The sequence below is a fragment of the Streptomyces sp. NPDC051677 genome, from assembly GCF_044453465.1.
GTDB lineage: Bacteria > Actinomycetota > Actinomycetes > Streptomycetales > Streptomycetaceae > Streptomyces.
Genome location: NZ_JBITCT010000044.1, coordinates 1 through 18,882, shown reverse-complemented (window position 1 = coordinate 18,882; position 18,882 = coordinate 1). Strand labels below are relative to the sequence as shown.

The following is an 18,882-nucleotide window of genomic DNA, read 5'->3' as shown; positions in this document are numbered from 1 at the left end:
CCTCTGCTCCCCGCACCCGCGGGGATGGTCCCAGCCCTACACGACCGGCAAGTGGCACCGCGACCTGCTCCCCGCACCCGCGGGGATGGTCCCTTCGCGACCGCGTCCTGGTACTTCTGCTGCGCCTGCTCCCCGCACCCGCGGGGATGGTCCCACCCCTCCCACCAGAGCGAAAGGAGGGAGCCGCTGCTCCCCGCACCCGCGGGGATGGTCCCTTCGTCGGGGTCTACACGTCAGCCGCCGACATCTGCTCCCCGCACCCGCGGGGATGGTCCCAGGGACCCGGCGGCGTTTTTCACGCCGTTGACCTGCTCCCCGCACCCGCGGGGATGGTCCCTGGATCTCCGCGTTGCTGGCCAAGTCAGTGTCCTGCTCCCCGCACCCGCGGGGATGGTCCCCTGGAGAGCTGGTCGGCGTCGAGTCCGGCAGCCTGCTCCCCGCACCCGCGGGGATGGTCCCCCTCGGTGCCGCCGCGGAGACGAGCAGCGCACAGGCACTCGTCGCTGCTCCCCGCACCCGCGGGGATGGTCCCGGTCACGAACTCGTCCATCTCGCCTCCTTGACCTGCTCCCCGCACCCGCGGGGATGGTCCCGCCTACATGGTGAAGAAGGGCGCGCCGGCCACCTGCTCCCCGCACCCGCGGGGATGGTCCCTGGTGGAACGACCTCGACCCGAAGAACCCGAACTGCTCCCCGCACCCGCGGGGATGGTCCCACCACGCTGGACAGCGACGACGGCCAACTCCTCTGCTCCCCGCACCCGCGGGGATGGTCCCACGGACGGACTCTTGGTCAGCAGGGAGACGAGCTGCTCCCCGCACCCGCGGGGATGGTCCCTCCGCGAACTTGCCCACGCTCATCAGGGCTTCCTGCTCCCCGCACCCGCGGGGATGGTCCCGTCCAGTCCTTGTCGTTGGACGTGATGTGCCACTGCTCCCCGCACCCGCGGGGATGGTCCCAGCCACACCGTGCGGACGCCGCACTCCTCATGCTGCTCCCCGCACCCGCGGGGATGGTCCCTTGCCCGGCCCGCCGCAGAACCTCCACTAGCTCTGCTCCCCGCACCCGCGGGGATGGTCCCAGCGGGGCCCAGCAGAGGGAACCGCCCTGGGGGTCTGCTCCCCGCACCCGCGGGGATGGTCCCGCCACGCCCACGCTCGCCGACATCCGCTCCGCCTGCTCCCCGCACCCGCGGGGATGGTCCCGGAAGGGACCCCCGAGAGCTAGACACTCTCGGCTGCTCCCCGCACCCGCGGGGATGGTCCCCTCCGCCTTCACCTGACGGCCGAGGCCGAGGCCTGCTCCCCGCACCCGCGGGGATGGTCCAGCACGGCGGTCGATGACCTCGTTGTAGTGGCCCTGCTCCCCGCACCCGCGGGGATGGTCCCACCGCGCAGTCCTCGCCGTCGTCCCTCGTGGTCTGCTCCCCGCACCCGCGGGGATGGTCCCTCGTACGCCCCGAAGAGCACGCCGTGCGGACTCTGCTCCCCGCACCCGCGGGGATGGTCCCAAGGTCACCCACGGTGGCTCGCCGCACTGGAGCTGCTCCCCGCACCCGCGGGGATGGTCCCGCGGCCAGCGGATGGCCGGCCGACGGGAACGCCTGCTCCCCGCACCCGCGGGGATGGTCCCAAGGTCACCCACGGTGGCTCGCCGCACTGGAGCTGCTCCCCGCACCCGCGGGGATGGTCCCGCGCCCGTGGTGCACCCCTGATGGCGCGCATCCTGCTCCCCGCACCCGCGGGGATGGTCCCGGGCCCGGGACGATGCGCCCCTTGGCGATGCCCTGCTCCCCGCACCCGCGGGGATGGTCCCGGCGGGGAGCACGCCGGGCTGTGCGTCGGCTGCTGCTCCCCGCACCCGCGGGGATGGTCCCGCGGCGCAGGGCGGGAGCGTCGCCCCCGACGACTGCTCCCCGCACCCGCGGGGATGGTCCCCCTGCCTCGATCGCGCCGTCGTCGATGACGAGCTGCTCCCCGCACCCGCGGGGATGGTCCCGTGTCGGCGGCGATCTGCCAGGCGGAGGCGGACTGCTCCCCGCACCCGCGGGGATGGTCCCTGCAGCCCAGGCGCCCCGTGGAACGTCGGTGTCTGCTCCCCGCACCCGCGGGGATGGTCCCTTCCGCTGCCCGCGCAGCCGCTCAATCTCGGCCTGCTCCCCGCACCCGCGGGGATGGTCCCGTGCCGGCAGTGTCGCCGCAGGTGCGGCACTGCTGCTCCCCGCACCCGCGGGGATGGTCCCTTGGCGCGGACAGGCATGGGGCCCTCCTCGGGCTGCTCCCCGCACCCGCGGGGATGGTCCCTGTGGAGCACGCCTGTCTGGCTCGGCACGATCCTGCTCCCCGCACCCGCGGGGATGGTCCCGGGCGGCGGCGGGCGGCCCTGTTGAGATCGGCCTGCTCCCCGCGCCCGCGGGGATGTTCCCTCGACGTAGTCGTGCAGGTAGAGGCCGTGGTGCTGCTCCCCGCGCCTGCGGGGATGTCCCACCATGCCGCCGTCGGCGGTGGTTGCCTTGTACTGCTCCCCGGGCCCGCGGGGACGTTCACCCGAACAATGCGGCTCTCGACCACGGCAGAACGCTGACCCTCTGACGACAGATCAAAAGTGATGCGACGACGGCAGCCTTCCCCCTGATCGACATGGCCCGGAAGGCCATCAGCCGGTGCCGAATTCGGTGCCCGGCTGGGCCGTTCGCCTTTATGGGGCCGTTTCCGCGAGGTCATCGGCGTCCGCCGAGGCGGTCGTCGTGGATGTGTCCGGCGACCGCGGCGAGCTGGTCGGGGTCGGCAAGCTCGGTCAAGCCGTGGACCGCGGCGTCCATACGGTCGGGGCTGTCCATACCAACCACCCAGGTGACCATCTGCTCCTCAAGGGCCACGTGCGCGCCGACGTGGTGGACCAGGCCCTGCTCGTACAGTTGCGCTATGGGTTCGGCCCGCAGGCGCTTCCCGACCTTGGCCGTGACTTCGAGGACGCGGGGCATGATCGCACCGTTGGTGGATCCTTCGCGGCGCAGTTGCTCCCACGCCTGGGAGAGGACCTGCCTGGCCATGTCCCCGCCGTAGTTCGACTCGACCACAATTGCGTCGGCCTTGAGGGCGAGTGCGAGGAGGCAGGCCGTGCGACCCCAGTCGTTCGCTCCCATGCTCCCGGAGTGATCCTCGAGCACGTAGAGGTGCCCGTCGTAGCCGCGGGCGGCGCCGATGATGCCGGTCTCGTCGCCGATCGCGGATTCTCCACCGGCGGGGTCGACGGCGACGATGACGCGCGCCATGTCGAGGCCGCCGAACTCGACGGTGGTGAGCCGGTGGTCGGTGATCCAGGCCCGCTGCCACACGCCGCCCTCCGGCGGACGCGGCTTTTGCTGGTAGAGCGCGGCCCAGACACGTTCGCCGACTCGGCGGCGGGTGGTGGCGTGGTGCTCTGCGTCGAAGCGTTCGGGCCACAGCGGTTCGCCGAGCTTTCGGCCGAGCGGGTCGGTGTCGCTGTCGGCAAGCGCGGGCAGGTCGATGATCTTCCACTCGTTGGCCTGCGCGTCGGCGAGGATGCGCCCTGCGAGGTCGTCTTCGTTCCAGCGGGTCTGGATGACGCAGATCGCGCCGTCCGGCTCCAGGCGGGTCTGGAGAACGGATTGCCACCACTCCCACGTCTTGCGGCGCATGCTGGGCGAATCGGCGGAGGCCATGTCCTGCACGGGGTCATCGACGAGGGCGATGGTGGCGCCCTTGCCGGTGAGGCTGCCGCCGATTCCGGCTGCGACGAGGCCGCCCTGGTGGCCCGCGATGTCGAAGCGCATGGCTGCCCGGCTGGAGGGGTTGAGGCGGATGCCGAGCTCGTCGCCCCACGTCTCGATGGCGTCGCGGATCCAGCGGGAGTGCTCCTCGGCGAGGTCACCGGAGTAGGAGGCGATCATGATGCGGCGATCGGGGTGCTGGCGCAGGTACCACAGGGGTGCCCAGCGGGAGGCCCGCCGCGACTTGCCGTGGCGCGGCGGCATCGTGATCATGACGCGGTCAGCACGGCCCTCAGCCATGTCGATCCACGCCTGGTCAATCAAGTGCAGGTGACGGGCCTGCATCTCGCGGCGTTCGGTGAGGACCGCGGCGAGCGCGCCGGGTGAGGCGTCCATGGCGATGGAGCGTTCGATGCGAGCGAGTTGGCCGCGCAACTCGGGGGAGGCCTTCGCAGCCATGGCGCGGCGTACCGCCGGCGGCTTGGCGCGGTAGGCGGCCAGCACCTCGGCTTCACGCTCGCTGCTACTCGTCCGAGCCATGCGCGGCCTCCTCCGATATGCCGATGAGGGCTTCGAGTTCGTCGAGGGCGATGGCCGTCAGCTCGCCGCCTGCGGGCGGCGTGACGATCCCGGACTCGGCCGTCTCGTCGAGGCGGTTCATGCGGGCGCGGCGTTCCATGATCCGCAGCGCACGGTCGATGGCGTTGAGGTTGTTGTCCTTGACAGCCTGCCGGTAGGCGACGAAGAAGAGGCGGTCCAGACGCAGGTTCTCCACCGCGCGCATCTCCTCGACCTTCCCGGCCAGCTCCGTGGTGCGCTCCTGGAGGGCCAGGCGGACGTCCTTGCACGCGGCGTGGATGAGCTGCTTGTCGTCGGGGGGCTCCAGGCCCTTCTTGTACCGCTCGATGCCGTAGCCCTGCGGATAGGCGATACGGTCGGAGTTGACGGCGGGATCGGCGGCGAGTTTGCGGCCAACCGTGAGCCAGTCCACGCCGGCGAGGTGTAGGTCGATGGCATCCGCTCGCCGCTGCGTGATGGCGGCGCGCGCGGCCTTGTCGGGGCGTCCCACCGGCAGGGTTCCTCTCGCTGCTGCGCGCCCCCACGCCGAGACCATGATGGCACTGCGGCCCGGCGACCTGACTTGGTCACCGGGCCGTCTGACCTACGGGAAGGTCAGCTGCTGTGGCGCGTCGGGATCGTCTGGTGGACGCCAGTTGGAGGGCGGAGCGTCGGGTGCATTCCGATTCGTTCGCAGCCACCATGCGAACTGCCAGTTGCGGCAGGTCCGGAACTTCCACTGGTCCCGTCGGGGGGCATCGGCAGGTATCGAGTGCTCGCCCCATCCGGTGATGGGGCGAGCATTGTCAAGGGTCACTTGTAAGCCGCGCACGAGAGCGGGGCCTTCCCATTGATGGCCCTCGGCGTACTCGAAGGCCAGGTGCGCGTTCTTCGCCCAGTCCCAGGGGTGAGGGAGGGCGCACAGGTACCAGGCCAGCGGCGGGTTCTCCGCAGGCAGGGTGACGCTTGGGCGGAGTGCCCGCGGATTGAGCGGGTGACGGTCAGACCAGCCGAACGTTTCCAGGCAGTGCCGGTCGAGGTTCAGGTTGCGAACCCCGGCCAGCCACGTGATCAGGTATGGCGCGGCTGCATTGATACCAACCCTCGCGGGCGGCTGAGACATTGCTTGACTCCCCCTCTTGACGAGTATCTAGGGGCTTTCTCTTTCTTTAACCAATTTTATCAAATTTTCCGTTAGTCGCTTATGGCGGCCGTGTTGGAATTCGTTCGGGTATGGCATGTTGAATTCCTCGTCGAGAGCTTTCTCGTAATCGATATCGGAAAGCCTGAGGGGCTTTTTACAGACGGCGCGTAGCGTCGCGTTGGAACGGCCGGCGACGGTCACCTCCCCGAAATACGCCTCCAGCAGTTCAGCCAGTGAATTGGGGGTGTGGAAGCGGATCCGCATCCACTTGCCCTGCATGAACCGCATGTCGACGTTCTCGCCGTCGAGGAACGTCAGCCGCGAGGATTCACGACTGGTGGAATGCTGCGATTTCTCGAACGCCTGCTCGGCCAGCAGGTTCCGGGTGCCGATGCACACCGTTCCCTCGGCGGCGCACAGCGCATTCACGGCCGTCAGCACCCAGTGCTGGTAGTCCAGCGACGTGGTGGCGTTGATGACGGAATCGAGGACCACCATGTCGTACAGGCCGTGCTGCGCGAGCCGCTTCTCGATCGTGCGGATCATCCCCACGACGCCCTTGATGTCGACGGCGTATTTGCCGGGGGTGGTGCGGTAGGGCTCGTAGTCGTCGATCAGGTAGCCCTCGGGGCGCAGCTTCTTTGCGTAGTCGCCGTGCCCGGCGCCGAAGTCGACCACCCGCATGTCGGGCCGCTGCCGCAGCCGGGGCAGCGCCAGTTTCTCCCACACCTCCGACTTGTAGGCCAGCTTCCCCTTCTTGCGGAGCGAGGTGTACTGGCGCAGCCGCTTCGGCTGCACGATGTGCTGGTTGTAGACCGGCGCCTGGTCCTCCAGGCCGGTCCAGTCGTACACGCCGTACTCGCCGGTGAGGTCGGCGACCAGCTGCGCCGCGTCCAGCGACGGGCAGGTCCAGGCGAGAACGTCGAAGTGGTTCTTCGCGGCGACGACCGCATACTCGGCGTTGAGGGCGATGCGGCCCTGGTCGTCGATGACGACGCTGCCCCACGCGCCGTGCCCGCCGGTCATGAAGCTGATGGCCTGCTGGAACGGCTTGTTGCGGGACTCGGCGACGTCGATGGTCTGCCACGGGATCCACGACCACTCGCCGATGGGGCCGGGCTGCGCGTACACGACGCTCGCCTCGGTCTCGACCCTGTTGTGCAGGAGGTTGAACTGGATTTCGTCGGACAGGCGGACCTTGGTGCCGAGCATCACCGCCGGCGTGTGCGTCATACCGAGCGCGGCCATGCCCCTGGTTCTCTGGTGGCCTGCAACCAGAGTCCCGTCGGCGTTGAGGATGACGGGCTTGACGATGCCGTGCCGCCCGATGGACACCTTCAGCCGCTCAAAGGCTTCCTCGGAGAGGTGGCGCGGGTTGTAGTCGGCGGGGCGCAGGTCCTTGAGCGGGTACGCCTCGTAGAAGGTGGTCGTGGGGGCGCTCATGCGTCCTCGTCCTCCTCGTCTTCGCCGTCTTCGTCACCGTCGTCGGCGGCGGGCTCGGTCTGGACGGGGGCGGGCTCGACAGCGACGGCGGGGGCCTCGGCGGTTTCGGTGTGGGCCTCCTGCAGCAGGTGCCAGCCGAAGCCGAGGTCGGAGCGGGACTCGGAGACGTACCGCTCGTAGATGGCGTTGAGGGTTTCCACCTCGGCTGCGGTGATCTGCACGCGGATGGTGGACCACTGCAGATAGCCCCACTGGAAGTACTCCAGCTTGGCCATGGAGCCGGTACCCGCACCGTCGGAAGGCAGGTCGATCGTGTCCGGCAGGGCCCGGCTGTCCAGGAGCTTGTCCAGGGCGTTCTGGTCGTAGCCGGTGCCGTCGAGGTCGGGCAGTTCCTCAAGGATGTCGGCCAACAGCTCACTGTCATACCCGGCGAGGTCAGATGTGCGGTTGTCGACGACGACGATGCGGGCCGCGTCCTCGTCAGAGACGTCGACGAAGGTCGCCGCAATCTGATCCCAGCCCAGTTCCTTGGCGGCGGCCCATGTGTGGTTGCCCGCCAGGATCTCGTTGGGACGGCCGGTGTGGGTGCCGCGGTTGACGACGATGGCCTTGTACTGGCCGTTGACGCGCAGCGATTCGGTGATGGCACCGACGTCACCGGCGCGCGGGTTGCGGTAGTAGCCGGTCAGGTCGTCGATCGGCACCGCGAGCGGCAGCAGCGACTCGGGGATGCGGACGGGCGCAGCACTCACAGCAGGAGCCCTTCGTGTAGGAGCGTGCCCCCGCGCCCTACGCCCGCCCACATTAGAGGATCAGGCGCTCAGCAGGCGTGTGGTCCGGCGTCACAGAAGGGTCCGACGCCGAGTGAGCCTCGGGGCTGCGTGAAAGGCAGGTCGGGTGGAGTCCACGACCCATACGTCGCCAGCTGGTGGCCAGCCCTGCCGAGAGGGGCACATTCCATATGAGTGGGGAGATCCGTCGAGCAGGTGTGGGGTCACCCTGAGCAGGGGGTGCGGAGTTTCAGTTTCAACGATCCCCATCACAGTGCGGGACGGATGTCACCCGCATGCCTACGGTGGCTGCGAGGCGATCGTGGGGCGTCGATGCTGGGGGCATGAGGACCGGTGGGCCGCAGGGCGGCGCTGAGGTTCGTGACAGTGGGGGGCAGCCCGGGTGGCGGCGGCGCGCCACGGGCTGCTGCATGGTGCTCGGATTGCTGGTGTCGGCGGTTGTGCTCTTCCGGCTGGGGCTGTCGGATGCGCTGCGGGCGCTGACGTTTGGCGGCCGCGTCATGGGGGCGGTGTTCCTGGCGAGTGCGGTGGTGGAGTTGGCCGCGGCCGGGGCTGTCTTCGACTTCTGGGGCCGACGGGTGATGCGGTACGCGGGGCAGACGGTCCTGCTGGGCGTGAGCATTGTGACGATGACGAGCTTGGTGCTGTTGGTGCTCCAGTGGGAGGGGGGATACCTGGCGGGGTGGTTCTGGCTGTGGACGGGCCTGGTGGCATGGGCCGTGTGGGCCGTGTGGGCGGTGGCCCGGGAGAAGGTCTGGCGGGGGGTGCCGCATCCGCGGAGTTTCGCCACCGGGGTGGCGCTTTCTGCACTGATCGGTTCCGCGAGCGTGACGTATTCGGCGATGTACGTCCCGTACGTGGCGCCGCCCAAGGTGCCGTTCATGGTGTCCTTCGGAAAGCCAGTGCTGAATCCGGACAGGAAGCGGTTATACGTGCCAGCCCACTTCACGTTCCGCAATGAAGGGTCGGTGAGCATCTTCGTCATCGGGACGCTGTGGTCGGCGCAACTGTGGCCGTCCGCGTACCGTGCGCAGGGAACGGAACGCAAGGAGTGGCGGCAGGAGTTGGGCGATGGCTGGGACACCAACCGGCGGGAGGAGTTCAACGCCGATCCCCGCCTGCTGGCGGCGGGGCAGATCTCCAACGCGGGCTCCCGGCTTGACCCAGGTGACGACTTCTCCAGGGAAGCCGTTGTCGAGGTGCCGCTGGAAGCCGCGCAGGGGCGGGTAGAGCTGTACGCGCGGGTTTCGTTCATTCGAGCCGACCGCTGCAAGCTCGCCAACAGCTACGTGGGATCGATCGAGCGTTCGTGGAATGCAGATTCGCCGAGGCAGGAGCACGTGCGGGACGCTCCTGCGTGGCTGACCGAGAAAGGTGACGACTACTTCCGCTACCAGTCGAGGATCTATCGGAGCAGTGAGGTGATGCGGATGACGCAGGCGCCGGACTGGGCCTCGATGTGGTGGGTAATCCCAAAAGGAAACGATGCAATCCCATTCATGCAGGTGCATATTTCCCGGCATCCCGACGGGCGGGAAGTGCTCAGTGAGGACGAGCAAGAACCGTACGGGATGAAGACTTTGGATCACAGCGTCGACCAGCCGGTGGCCGTGCTGCAGCGGGCTGCCGGGGCCTAACGGCCGACCACCCGTTGGGCTTCGGGCGGCACTGCCCGAAGAGAGCCCCCGGCCGCATGGGCGCAGCCGGGGCGTAGCGGTGGGTGTAGCGCGGGAAGACGAGATCCCCGGGCTTGAGCCCGGGGACATCACCGTGGAAGTAGCGCAACGCTTCATCGCCTACCGGTTGTTGCAGCCGCAGATGCCCTGCGGGGTACACCAGCCCTCGCAGGCGTAGCACCAGACGGCCCCTGGATACGGCGGGGTGCGCTGGCCGGAACCCGACCGGCTGTCGGCTTGGGCGACACACTCTTCGAGCCTGGCGAGGTGCTCGGCCGTGTGAGAGTCGGGTGCGGACTGGTGGGCGGGGGCCATCTTGGGTCTCCGGGCAGGGGCGGTTGGACCGGGTCTGTCGCGTTCGGCCATGACCTTGTCCAGCGGCCCGTAGCGTTCCCTCATCAGCCGTTCGAACAGCTCGGGGTCGGCGGCGTGATCTGAGCGGTAGCTAGTGGTCACGTGTCTTCTCCTGGGTACGCGGGGACCCGCCCGGCATGGCGGCTTGGGCGGGTCCATTCGCGGGTGCGTGGAGCGGAGTCCCCGTGTGGCGCCGCATGGGCGGTGCCGGTGTCTGGCGGGTAGGGCGCGGGGGATTTGCCACCCGCCAGACACCGTTGGGGGATGCCGCGTGCCACGGCATTACTGACGGGCCGGTTCCGCGGCTGCAGCCGTGCCCTATCAGCGAGCAGAACGTACCACGATCGAATGTTGTGGCACATCTATCGTGTGCAATCGAGACAGGTGACCTCGCGGTCGCTGCCGTGCTCCAGCCGGTCGACGGTCGGGGCCGGGTAGGCGGCACATGCCGTGGTGAAGTGCTCGCGGTCACCGGCATACCGAGCCGCGTGGACAGTGCCGTCGGGCTCGATTGCGCGACGCGGGTACTCGGCGCAGGCGTCGGTGTCGGCCGCAGGTGCATCGGCCGGGCCGGCCCACAGGACGGTGCCGAAGCCGTAGCCGTCCAGGGCGTCGGTGCCGCAGGCGTCTGGCTCGTCGACCAGGAATAGTGCGTCCTGATTGACCTTGGCGCGGGCGCCGAAGTCGGCAGGCTTCATGCGCCGCCAGTCGAGGCCGGGGGTGCTGTCACTCACGGGGGACTTCCCTTCGGTGGTGGGGTACAGCGGCGCCCCGCCGCCCGGCGGGGCGGGCCGCGCCGGTCAGACCGCGGCGGGCGCAACCGGCTTGGCCGCCGCCTTCCTGGCCGGGGCCTGCGGCTTGGGGGTCCGCGGCTTCGACGCGACGACGCGCTCGGCCGGAGTCTGGGGCTTCGGCGCGACGACTTTCGTCTCGGCCGTCTTGGCCGGGGCCTGCTGCTCGGCCCGGGCAGCAGGCTCGGCGGAGGCCTGGGGCTTGGCCGGGACAGCGAGGCTCCTGTGTTCTGCGTCGGGGTTCAGGGCAATCTCGCGGGCCTCGGCGTGCGCCTTGGCTTGCCTCAGGTTCCAGCGGGCCTTCTGCACCGCGTCGGCCACACGGCCCATCTGCTCCATCCGCTTACCGACCTCGCCCTCCAGGGCCAGGGCCAGCTTCATCGGGTCGGCCTTGCCCAGGTCCTCCAGCAGGCCGAGCACCTGCTCGATCCGGTCGATGTTCTTGCGCGTGGTGGCGCGCTCACGCTGCCGCTCCTCGCGCTCCTCGGGGGCCATGTCCTCCACGATCATGGTGACCGTCTGCCCCTGGTGCTGGCGCAGCGCATACGCGAAGTGGACCAGCTCGTTGTCGCCGGCGAAGGCGCCCTTGGCCCACTTCTTCATGACCGCGGCCTGGTTGCCAGGGGTGAGGGCGGCGATCTGCACGGCGGCCTGGGTGCCGATCGCGCCCGAGTTGACGTGCTGCTGCACTTCCTCGGTCAGGTCAAGCAGAGCCAGGCGCAGGTTCACGTACTGCGTGGACTTGCCGAACTCCTTGGCAACAGGGCCGACTTCGGCGTCCTCCTCCTCATCGAGGATCCGGCGGAACGCTTTGGCCTCCTCCATCGGCGTCATGTCGGCGCGGTTGATGTTCTCGGCGACCGACCGCTTGAAACGCTCCAGAACACTCATGTCGTCGTCGGTGACGATGCACTTGATGTGGGTCAGCCCGGCGAGCTCGTGAGCGCGCCAACGGCGCTCGCCCGCGACGATCTCGTAGCCGTCGGCGTCGCGGCGGACCTCGATCGGTTGCATGAGGCCGAACCGCTTGATGGACTCGGCGAGTTCCTGCAGGGCGTTGGGCTCGAAGAACTCGCGGGGCTGGCGCTCGTTGCGGTGGATCTCGCTGATCGCGAGGGACTGGATCGTCACGGCTTCACTCCAAGAGGCCTGGTCGGTGGGGGCGCTTCCCCCTCCCTTTCCTCTTATTCTAGCTGCAATAACGATCTTGGGCCAGATTTTTCCGGGCGCTTTTCGCAGGTCAGGACACGCGTCGGGGCGGGCATCGAAGGATGCCCGCCCCGTCACATGCGGAGGTTGTTCAGCCGACCTGCTCCAGCGCCACCACGTCGCCACAAGGATCGTCCCGCGGTCCCCCGTCGACCACCACGGCAAGCGCGCGCAACGCTACCGCGGCCTCACCGGCATTCAGAGTTCGGCGGCCGGACTGCTCGGCCTCCATCGCGCGCCTCCGAATGCGAGCCGGATCGATCGCCACTGCATCCCTCCCCTACGGCGGTCCCCCGCCTTCGATCTCAGCCACCAACCCCGCCCCCAAGGCTCCCCCGCCGGGCACCGGCGACGGACTACCAGGTGGTGTCGGCCGGCTGGACCTGAGCGACGCCGGCGGTACTGCTGTCGCCAACCGGAGCGGCCCAGGTCGTGTCCTGGGCCCCACCATTGGCGCTGCCACCAGCCTGAACGGACCAGGTGGTGTCCTGAGCTTGGATCCGGCTCGACTCGGCGCGCTCGACCCCCACGCCGACGAGGGCGGTCAGCACGGAAAGGACGACGATCGAAGCAGTGCGAAGCACTCGATTGATAAGCACTTGTTCCCCTGAGGTTTGATGGCCTTAGCTAACCGGGCAGCACGGGAGGGCAGCGATAACTGGCCAGTCTGGCCGACCAGTTGCCATGTTCGCGCCATGCGGCCGACATATGACACCCTGTAACGGGTGTAAAGGAAGTGCAAGGCGCGACGTCACCGCACTTTCACCAGACCTACAAATCAGGGGTTGGAAAGGTGCCACAAGTTCCTGACCTGCCGGACCTGTCCGATGACATGGCGGCCATCTACCAGCGCATACTGCACGGCGAGTCAGTGCCGCCCGGGACGCCCGGATTGACTGAACTACTGGCCGGCGGCCTGGTAGCAGTGAATCGCCTAGCAGGCCAGGACACCTACAACGCCATCGAGCCGAGGTATGCCGCGCTGCAAGTGACACGGCAGATTCACGCCCAAATAGCTGCCGTTTCGATGTACACGGGCGCTCTGCCGGGTTTGCTTGCCTCGCTCCAGGACCAATTCGAGGCGGCCAGACCGCCGCACGACGCGATCCAGCACCTCAAGGGTCGTGACGTGATCAACGAGCGCATCGACCACGAGCACAAGGCTATCCGCGCCGAGATCCTCACCGCACAACCTGGCCAACGCACGCGGGCGGATTTGGAGTACTCCTATGACCGCGATCGCAGCGCCCTTGAGCAGGGCTTGTCCATGCGCACGCTTTACCACAGCTCAGTACGCCGCGTACCCACAGTCGGCGACTGGGCGAAGGCCATAGCTGCGGCCGGTGGAGAGATCCGCACGTTCAACGGCCGCTTCCCCCGCAGCATCATCTTCGACCGCCGTGTGGCGTTCGTTCCCGTGCACACCGGCGAGGACGAGCCTCCCGCCGAAGAAGCGGTCATGATCTCCGATCCGCTGGTGGTTGCGCGGATCGCCTATTCTTTCGAGCTGTTCTGGGAGCGCGCCGAACCGTGGTTCGGCGGCAGCCGCGGCGAGGACATGGGCGTGACGACGACGGCCACCCAGCGGGCAATTCTGCGCGAGCTATGTCTAGGCCGCACGCAGGCCCAGGCTGCAAAGAACCTCGGGATCGGCCCATCCTGGGTCAACGAGCAGCTGGGCCAGCTCCGCGCGAAGCTCGGTGTGGAGACCCTGAACGAGGCCATCTACTGGTGGGCGACCTCACCCGACCACGCAGTGCAGGACTGACCCACTGATCGCGCTTGGGCCAGATGAGGCACTGATCGGTCCAGCTGACACCCTTGTTGCGGCAGAGGCAGAAGGGGTGGCCGATGGGGTCGGCGTAGACGCGGAAACCCCCGAGGGCAACGAGTTCTGCGTCCTGCGCAGCGCGTCCGAGCGGACCGCCATGGACGCCGCGGGCGATGGACTGGGCACTCCGTGAGGGGGTTGAGCCCGATACCGGCAAGCCTCTGAGCCGTTCGTTCACTCGGTCCGAAAAAGTCGTCTCCGGTCTACTTCGGACGCCGCCGACTCCGTGCGGCGAAACACTCGTTGACCGAGGTGACGGACCAACCTATGTCACATGGCAGGCTCAGGGCTTCATGACAACAATCGCCACCATCGAACTCGACGACGGCTCGCTGCTGCGCGTGGAGACCGGCGCACCGACCGCCCCGCGTCCCGCGTCGGACGACGCGTACGAGCCCATCGGACGGCCGCGGCCCGCGGAAGCGGTGGGGAGCGCCGCGGAGACCCTGCGGAACGCGGTCGACCGGGTGCGTCCGGCCGTCCAGGACGTGGTCGACTCGCTGCGCGCGATGCCGCGTCGGCCCGACCGGATCACGCTGGAGTTCGGAGTGAAGGTGACCGCGGAAGCCGGGGTCGTCCTCGCCAGGACGGCCGCCGAGGCGCACTTCAGCGTGGGTGTGGAATGGGAGGCCGCGGGCGGGCGGGAAACAGCCGGTGAGGTCTGACGGGCTGCCCTCGCAGGCCCACTACGAGCAGGGGGCGGCACGGGTTCTCGGTCCGGACGGGTCGGTCGCCGGGGCGGGCTTCCTCATCGGTGACCGGTTGGTGTGCACGTGCGCCCACGTCGTCCAAGAGCGGGAGGGCGGCCGTCCGCGGGGGCCGGTCACTGTGGACTTTCCGCTGCTCGCAGGCGCCGGCGCCTGCCCGCCGGTCACCGCCGGGGTGGAGTCCTGGCGGCCGGAGGACGACATCGCGATCCTGCGCCTCGACACTCCGGTGGACGGCACGGAGCCGCTGCCCCTCGTGACCGACGGGAGCGACGAATGGGGCGGTGAGGTCCGTTCCTTCGGCTTCCCCCTGGACGCGCCGCGCGGCGTGAACGCCACCGGGGTGCTGCGGGGCCGGCAGCGCGCGGACCGGCTCCAGCTCGACCTCGCCGCCCACGGGGTGCCGATCACGCAGGGGTTCAGCGGGGCTGCCGTATGGGACGTACGGGGCGGTGCCGTCGTCGGCATGCTCGTCACCCGTGGACGGTACGGGCTCAGCGGCACCGCCTACCTGATCCCGGCCGACCGGCTGATCGGGGCGGACGTGCGGGTGGAGTGCCCCTTCCGTGGTCTGGGCCGGTTCGAGGAGGACGACGCCCGGTACTTCCACGGCCGTGGGCCGGATGTGCAGGCGCTGGGGGAGGCTCTCGGCTCGCGTCCGGTCACGGTGCTCGCCGGGCCCTCGGGCAGCGGAAAGTCGTCCCTGCTCAGGGCGGGTCTGCTGGCTGACCTGCGCCGCCGGGGGACGCCCACGGCGCTCCGCGTGCCCCAGCCCCCCGCCGATCCGGCCACGGCGGCGTCGGAACACGCGGACGCCTGGGTCGCCGAGGCGGTCGCCGCCGTCTGGCACGCGGCCGTGCCCGACCACGCAGCCCGCCAGGAACGTCTGAACGCCCTGCGCGAAGCCTGCGCCGGGCCGGAGGGCGCACGCCTCGCGCTGCGCGGCCGGCTCCGCGACGAACTCGGGCCGAAGGGAGCCGTCCTCCTCCTCGACCAGTTCGAGGAGTACGCCGCCGCTGCCCCGCACGGTGCACTGCGGATCTTCCGAACGCTGTCGGCGCTCACCGCCGCTCCCGACCCGGCGCAAGGCGGCGGACTGCGTGTCGCCTTGACCGCGCGGCCCGCCACGCTGGAGGCGCTCACCGCCGCCGACACCTCGGCGGCCCTGAGCCGAGCGGTCACGTTCCTCGCCCCGATGACGCCCGAGGCACTCGCTCTCGCCGTCGACGAACCGGTCAGGGCTGTCCCCGGCCTCCACTTGCAGGCCGGTCTGAGCGCCCGTCTAGTACGGGACGCCGTCGGGGAACCCGGCTGCCTCCCCCTGCTCCAGTTCGCCCTCACCGAGCTGTGGAAACGGAAGAAGGCCCACACACTCACCCACGCCGCCTACGAGGAGATCGGCGGCGTCGGCGGGGCACTCAAGACGTACGCCGAGCAGGCGCTCGCCTCATGCCTCACGCAGAACGACGTGCCGGCTGACACTGCTCGTCGGCTTTTTCAGCGCCTGGCCCGCCCGGACGGTCGGGACGGCTTCACCCGGCGATCCGTCCCCATCGACCAACTCTCCCCGGAGCAGGCGCGGTTGGCCCGCGCGCTGGCCGCGTGCCGGCTTCTCGTCTGGGACGTCGTCGAATCCGCGGAGCACGGGCAGGCGGGCGGCACCGTCCACGTCGTCCACGAAGCCCTGCTGTGCGAGTGGCCGCGCCTGGCCGACTGGCTGCGGGACGGTGCGACGTTCCGCGACTGGCAGGAGCGCACGGCACGTGACGCGGCCGAATGGGATTCCCGTGCGCGGGCCGCCGGGCTCCTGCCGCACGGGGTGCGGCTGGCCCAGGGCCTGGAGTGGCTGGCCCGCCGGCCGGAGGACCTCACCGCGCTGGAGCGGGACTATCTGGAGGCGGGCCGGCGCCGGGAGCGCCGCGGACTGCGGCGGCTGTGGGCGGTGACGGGACTGGTCACCGTACTGGCCCTGCTGACGGCTGGCCTCGCGGCCAACAGCGTGAGCGAGCTCCGCAGAAACCAGGAGCAGCTCCGGATCGCTGCCTCCACCGAACTGGGCGAACTGGCCGGCGAGACCGCCGATCAGTCACCGGACAGCGCGTTCCGCTACGCGGCGGGCGCCTGGACGGCATGGCACACCCCGGAGGCTCGGCGCGCGCTGTTCGCCCAGTACGTCCGCGCGCACGACACCGTGTGGTCACGCAGCGGGCTGTGGCCCGGCACGGTCGAGTCCGCGCACTCCTCGCTCGACGGCGGCACCCTGCTGGTCGTGTCGCGGCCGCACGGCAGCTCGAACCTGGCGTTCACAGCCGTGACGGACACGCTCGGCGACGCCCCGCGGACGCGGCGGCTGCGGGGCGTGCCCGAGAGCCTCGACCTGGAGGGCTTCCAAGACGAGCTCAGCGACGATGGCCTGCAGTACGCACTGGCGACGACAGAAGGCAAGACCCTGCTCTGGAACCTGGGCGACCCCGACCCCGCACCACGTCTCCTGTCCGAGCCGCTGGCTGATCGCGGAAAGGTGTACGCAACCCCGGTGGTGGACTTCTCCGAGGACGGCAGACGCCTGCTGCACTTCTTCCAGTTCCAGACCCCACGCCCCGAAGACACGGGACGACACGCGCTGGCGCGCCTATGGGACACCCGGACCGGGAAGGCGCTGCCGCTCTCCCAGCGGTCCATGGCCCTCTACCAGCCGGACACGGCGTGGCTGCTGGGCCGGGGCGACCGCATCGCCGTCGGCATCAGCCACCAGGTGCGCGGGGGAAAGGACCCGGCCTGGGAGCACTACCTCGACCTTCACGACACGGCCTCCGGCGAACGCCTGCGGCGCGTTCTCGGGCCGGTGGAGAAGAAGTGGATGACCTCCATGGACCGAGGGCGGGCCATCCTCCTGAACAGTGAACACGGCACCTCCTGGCACGCTCTGGCTCCCGGGGCCGCCCGGCCCGGCGTCAACCTGAAGGCGAGCCTCTTCTTCACCGACATGACCGGCACCCACTTCCTGGACAGCCGAACCACCACCGGCGCGGGCATCCGGACCATCACGTTGCTCGACGCCCGGCAGAAGCCCCGCTACTGGGCCACGGTCCTGCCGAATGAGGTCGCCTCGTCCACCGCGCAACACATCGCTGTGAGCGGCTCGGGCCCGGGACCGCGTACCGTGCTCGCCGTCGTGGGCGACTCCCTGCTGCGAATGCGCCCCGTGCCGATTCCCCAGCCGCCGTCGGGCGCTTCCACGTACTCCACCGGCGTCCAGTTCGCCGTCTCCCCGGACGGCTCGCGCGTGGCACGCCTGTCCCAGGGCCGGTTGGAGGTGGTGGGACCGGGCGGGCGGATCGGTGCCACCCGGCAAGTCCTCTCCGACAAGGCCAGAAAACGGGGCGATCTCTCCCTGCATCTGCTCTGGGTCGCCCGTGAGGACGGGGACGCCGTTCTCGTCTGGTCCCACAGTTTCCACGACGCGGCACTGTTCGACGTGTCGACGCTGAGAACCAGGAAGCGGGTCGTCTGGGACTGCGGCCGCGGCGGCGGCAAGCTGTGGAACAACCCTCAGGACATCGTCCAGACACCCGGCGGGGACCTCGTCGTGCTGTGTCTGGGCGACACGCTCGTACGGGTCGACCCTCGCAGCGGCGTCCGGACCGGAGGCCCTCTGCACCTCGAACGCGACCCCCAGGAACCGGGCAGCTTCTCCCCCACCGGCCAGCTCCTGCCCCGGCCGGGCCACCGCGACGAGGTGGCGGTCGTCACCGACGACTGGGCCGACCACGGCCGCATCGAGGTGTGGGACGTACGACGCGGCACGCGGACGGCCCGCCTGCCGGGCCCGCCGCTCCTCTATACCAGTGAACTCCCGCGCCGATGGATGACGTTCAGCGCCGACGGTGACCGCTTGGCCGCACTCGGCCTGAACCACCGCGTGCAGTGGTGGCGGGTCGACGACGAGAAGAAGGATGAAGAAACACGTCCCCTCCCGGACGCGGACGGTCTCCTGGGCATCGCGCCGGACGGAACACTCGTCACCCTCTCGTCGAGCACCGTCAGCCTGTTCTCCCCCTCGAACGGCGAACCCCTCGGCCACCTCACCTGGCCCACGCACAGCTCACTCAACGCCGGCCACCTCACCAAGAACTCCCTGCGCCTCCTGAGCGACGTGGACGACCTCACCCTCCACCTCTCCCCCACCCACTGGCACGACACCATCTGCTCCGCCGCCCCCGGCCCCTACACCCCCACCCAACGGACCGCACCCCGCCTGAAACTGGCGCGGGAAACGGCACCGTGTCCCGCGAGCTAGTGCTGTGACCGCGAAGGTTCACAGGGTTACTCGTTGTGCGCCTTGGAAATGAGTTCTCCAAGCAGCGTGGGGAGGCGGGATGGCGAAACCGGTCTGAGTTCGCGGTCTGACCGAGCAGGAGGGCCAGAAACTCCAGCGCATCGTCCGGCGGGGCAGCACGAGTGCGGTGCGGTTTCGGCGGGCGGATGATGCTCCTGGCCTCGGTCGGCGAAAGCACGGTCCCCGTCATAGCCCGCCTGGTCCAGGCGGATGAGGTTCCCCCGTCATGCGGGATGTGCTGATCAGCTGGTCAGCAGGGGTTGATGGGTGTTCAGATTCGTTGGTTCGGCCGTCGCCTGTTCGGCG

The 18,882-nt window shown here is 69.6% G+C and carries 14 protein-coding genes, 2 pseudogenes and 1 CRISPR repeat array (1 of these 17 only partly in view); of the genes and pseudogenes, 5 read left to right on the top strand and 11 right to left on the bottom strand.

Annotated elements, in window-relative coordinates:
• Positions 1-2,546: direct repeats of the CRISPR family, unit length 29 nt; unit sequence CTGCTCCCCGCACCCGCGGGGATGGTCCC (it extends 912 nt beyond the left edge of the window).
• 173 nt (positions 2,547-2,719) lie between these two features.
• From ACIBAF_RS37620 to ACIBAF_RS37600, 5 genes are all read right to left on the bottom strand, one after another.
• Positions 2,720-4,273, bottom strand: coding sequence for a terminase large subunit domain-containing protein (locus tag ACIBAF_RS37620; protein ID WP_399469237.1), 1,554 nt, complete (start codon positions 4,271-4,273; stop codon positions 2,720-2,722).
• On the bottom strand, positions 4,257-4,802 hold the full coding sequence (locus ACIBAF_RS37615) for a hypothetical protein (protein WP_399469235.1): 546 nt from the start codon (positions 4,800-4,802) through the stop codon (positions 4,257-4,259). Before ACIBAF_RS37615 ends, ACIBAF_RS37620 begins: the two co-directional genes overlap by 17 nt.
• 93 nt (positions 4,803-4,895) lie before the next feature.
• A complete protein-coding gene (locus ACIBAF_RS37610; protein ID WP_399469233.1) occupies positions 4,896-5,414 on the bottom strand; it encodes a hypothetical protein in 519 nt (172 codons plus the stop codon).
• A gap of 27 nt (positions 5,415-5,441) precedes the next feature.
• A complete protein-coding gene (locus tag ACIBAF_RS37605) occupies positions 5,442-6,878 on the bottom strand; it encodes a ParB N-terminal domain-containing protein (protein WP_399469231.1) in 1,437 nt (478 codons plus the stop codon).
• Positions 6,875-7,630, bottom strand: coding sequence for a ParB/RepB/Spo0J family partition protein (locus ACIBAF_RS37600; protein WP_399469229.1), 756 nt, complete (start codon positions 7,628-7,630; stop codon positions 6,875-6,877). Before ACIBAF_RS37600 ends, ACIBAF_RS37605 begins: the two co-directional genes overlap by 4 nt.
• 449 nt (positions 7,631-8,079) lie before the next feature.
• On the opposite strand from ACIBAF_RS37600, the gene ACIBAF_RS37595 reads away from it, so the two are divergent.
• On the top strand, positions 8,080-9,306 hold the full coding sequence (locus tag ACIBAF_RS37595) for a hypothetical protein (protein ID WP_399469227.1): 1,227 nt from the start codon (positions 8,080-8,082) through the stop codon (positions 9,304-9,306).
• Positions 9,307-9,465: 159 nt separating this feature from the next.
• Here the strand turns inward: ACIBAF_RS37595 and ACIBAF_RS37590 are convergent, their stop codons facing one another.
• From ACIBAF_RS37590 to ACIBAF_RS37570, 5 genes are all read right to left on the bottom strand, one after another.
• Positions 9,466-9,801, bottom strand: a complete 336-nt coding sequence (locus tag ACIBAF_RS37590) for a hypothetical protein (protein ID WP_399469225.1) — start codon at positions 9,799-9,801, stop codon at positions 9,466-9,468.
• A gap of 260 nt (positions 9,802-10,061) precedes the next feature.
• The gene (locus tag ACIBAF_RS37585) at positions 10,062-10,433 is read right to left on the bottom strand and encodes a hypothetical protein (RefSeq protein WP_399469223.1); all 372 of its coding nucleotides are present in this window, start codon (positions 10,431-10,433) and stop codon (positions 10,062-10,064) included.
• 66 nt (positions 10,434-10,499) lie between these two features.
• Positions 10,500-11,621, bottom strand: coding sequence for a ParB/RepB/Spo0J family partition protein (locus tag ACIBAF_RS37580; RefSeq protein WP_399469221.1), 1,122 nt, complete (start codon positions 11,619-11,621; stop codon positions 10,500-10,502).
• A 169-nt stretch (positions 11,622-11,790) separates the two neighbouring features.
• Positions 11,791-11,967, bottom strand: a complete 177-nt coding sequence (locus ACIBAF_RS37575; RefSeq protein ID WP_399469219.1) for a hypothetical protein — start codon at positions 11,965-11,967, stop codon at positions 11,791-11,793.
• A gap of 88 nt (positions 11,968-12,055) precedes the next feature.
• On the bottom strand, positions 12,056-12,283 hold the full coding sequence (locus ACIBAF_RS37570; RefSeq protein ID WP_399469217.1) for a hypothetical protein: 228 nt from the start codon (positions 12,281-12,283) through the stop codon (positions 12,056-12,058).
• Positions 12,284-12,435: 152 nt separating this feature from the next.
• Here ACIBAF_RS37570 and ACIBAF_RS37565 point away from each other — a divergent pair, with 152 nt between their 5' ends.
• On the top strand, positions 12,436-13,467 hold the full coding sequence (locus ACIBAF_RS37565) for a hypothetical protein (RefSeq protein WP_399469215.1): 1,032 nt from the start codon (positions 12,436-12,438) through the stop codon (positions 13,465-13,467).
• 4 nt (positions 13,468-13,471) lie between these two features.
• Here ACIBAF_RS37565 and ACIBAF_RS37560 read toward each other — a convergent pair.
• Positions 13,472-13,576: pseudogene (locus tag ACIBAF_RS37560) on the bottom strand (VOC family protein); the annotation flags it as partial.
• Positions 13,577-13,823: 247 nt separating this feature from the next.
• On the opposite strand from ACIBAF_RS37560, the gene ACIBAF_RS37555 reads away from it, so the two are divergent.
• The 3 genes and pseudogenes from ACIBAF_RS37555 to ACIBAF_RS37545 form a co-directional block, all read left to right on the top strand.
• Positions 13,824-14,195, top strand: coding sequence for a CU044_2847 family protein (locus ACIBAF_RS37555; protein WP_399469213.1), 372 nt, complete (start codon positions 13,824-13,826; stop codon positions 14,193-14,195).
• Positions 14,185-18,537 carry a trypsin-like peptidase domain-containing protein gene (locus ACIBAF_RS37550; RefSeq protein ID WP_399469211.1) on the top strand — a complete coding sequence of 1,451 codons (4,353 nt, stop codon included), beginning with the start codon at positions 14,185-14,187 and terminating at the stop codon, positions 18,535-18,537. The genes ACIBAF_RS37555 and ACIBAF_RS37550 overlap by 11 nt, the downstream gene beginning before the upstream one ends.
• A 106-nt stretch (positions 18,538-18,643) precedes the next feature.
• Positions 18,644-18,791 (top strand): annotated as a pseudogene (locus ACIBAF_RS37545) (IS630 family transposase); the annotation flags it as partial.
• Positions 18,792-18,882 lie beyond the last annotated feature (91 nt).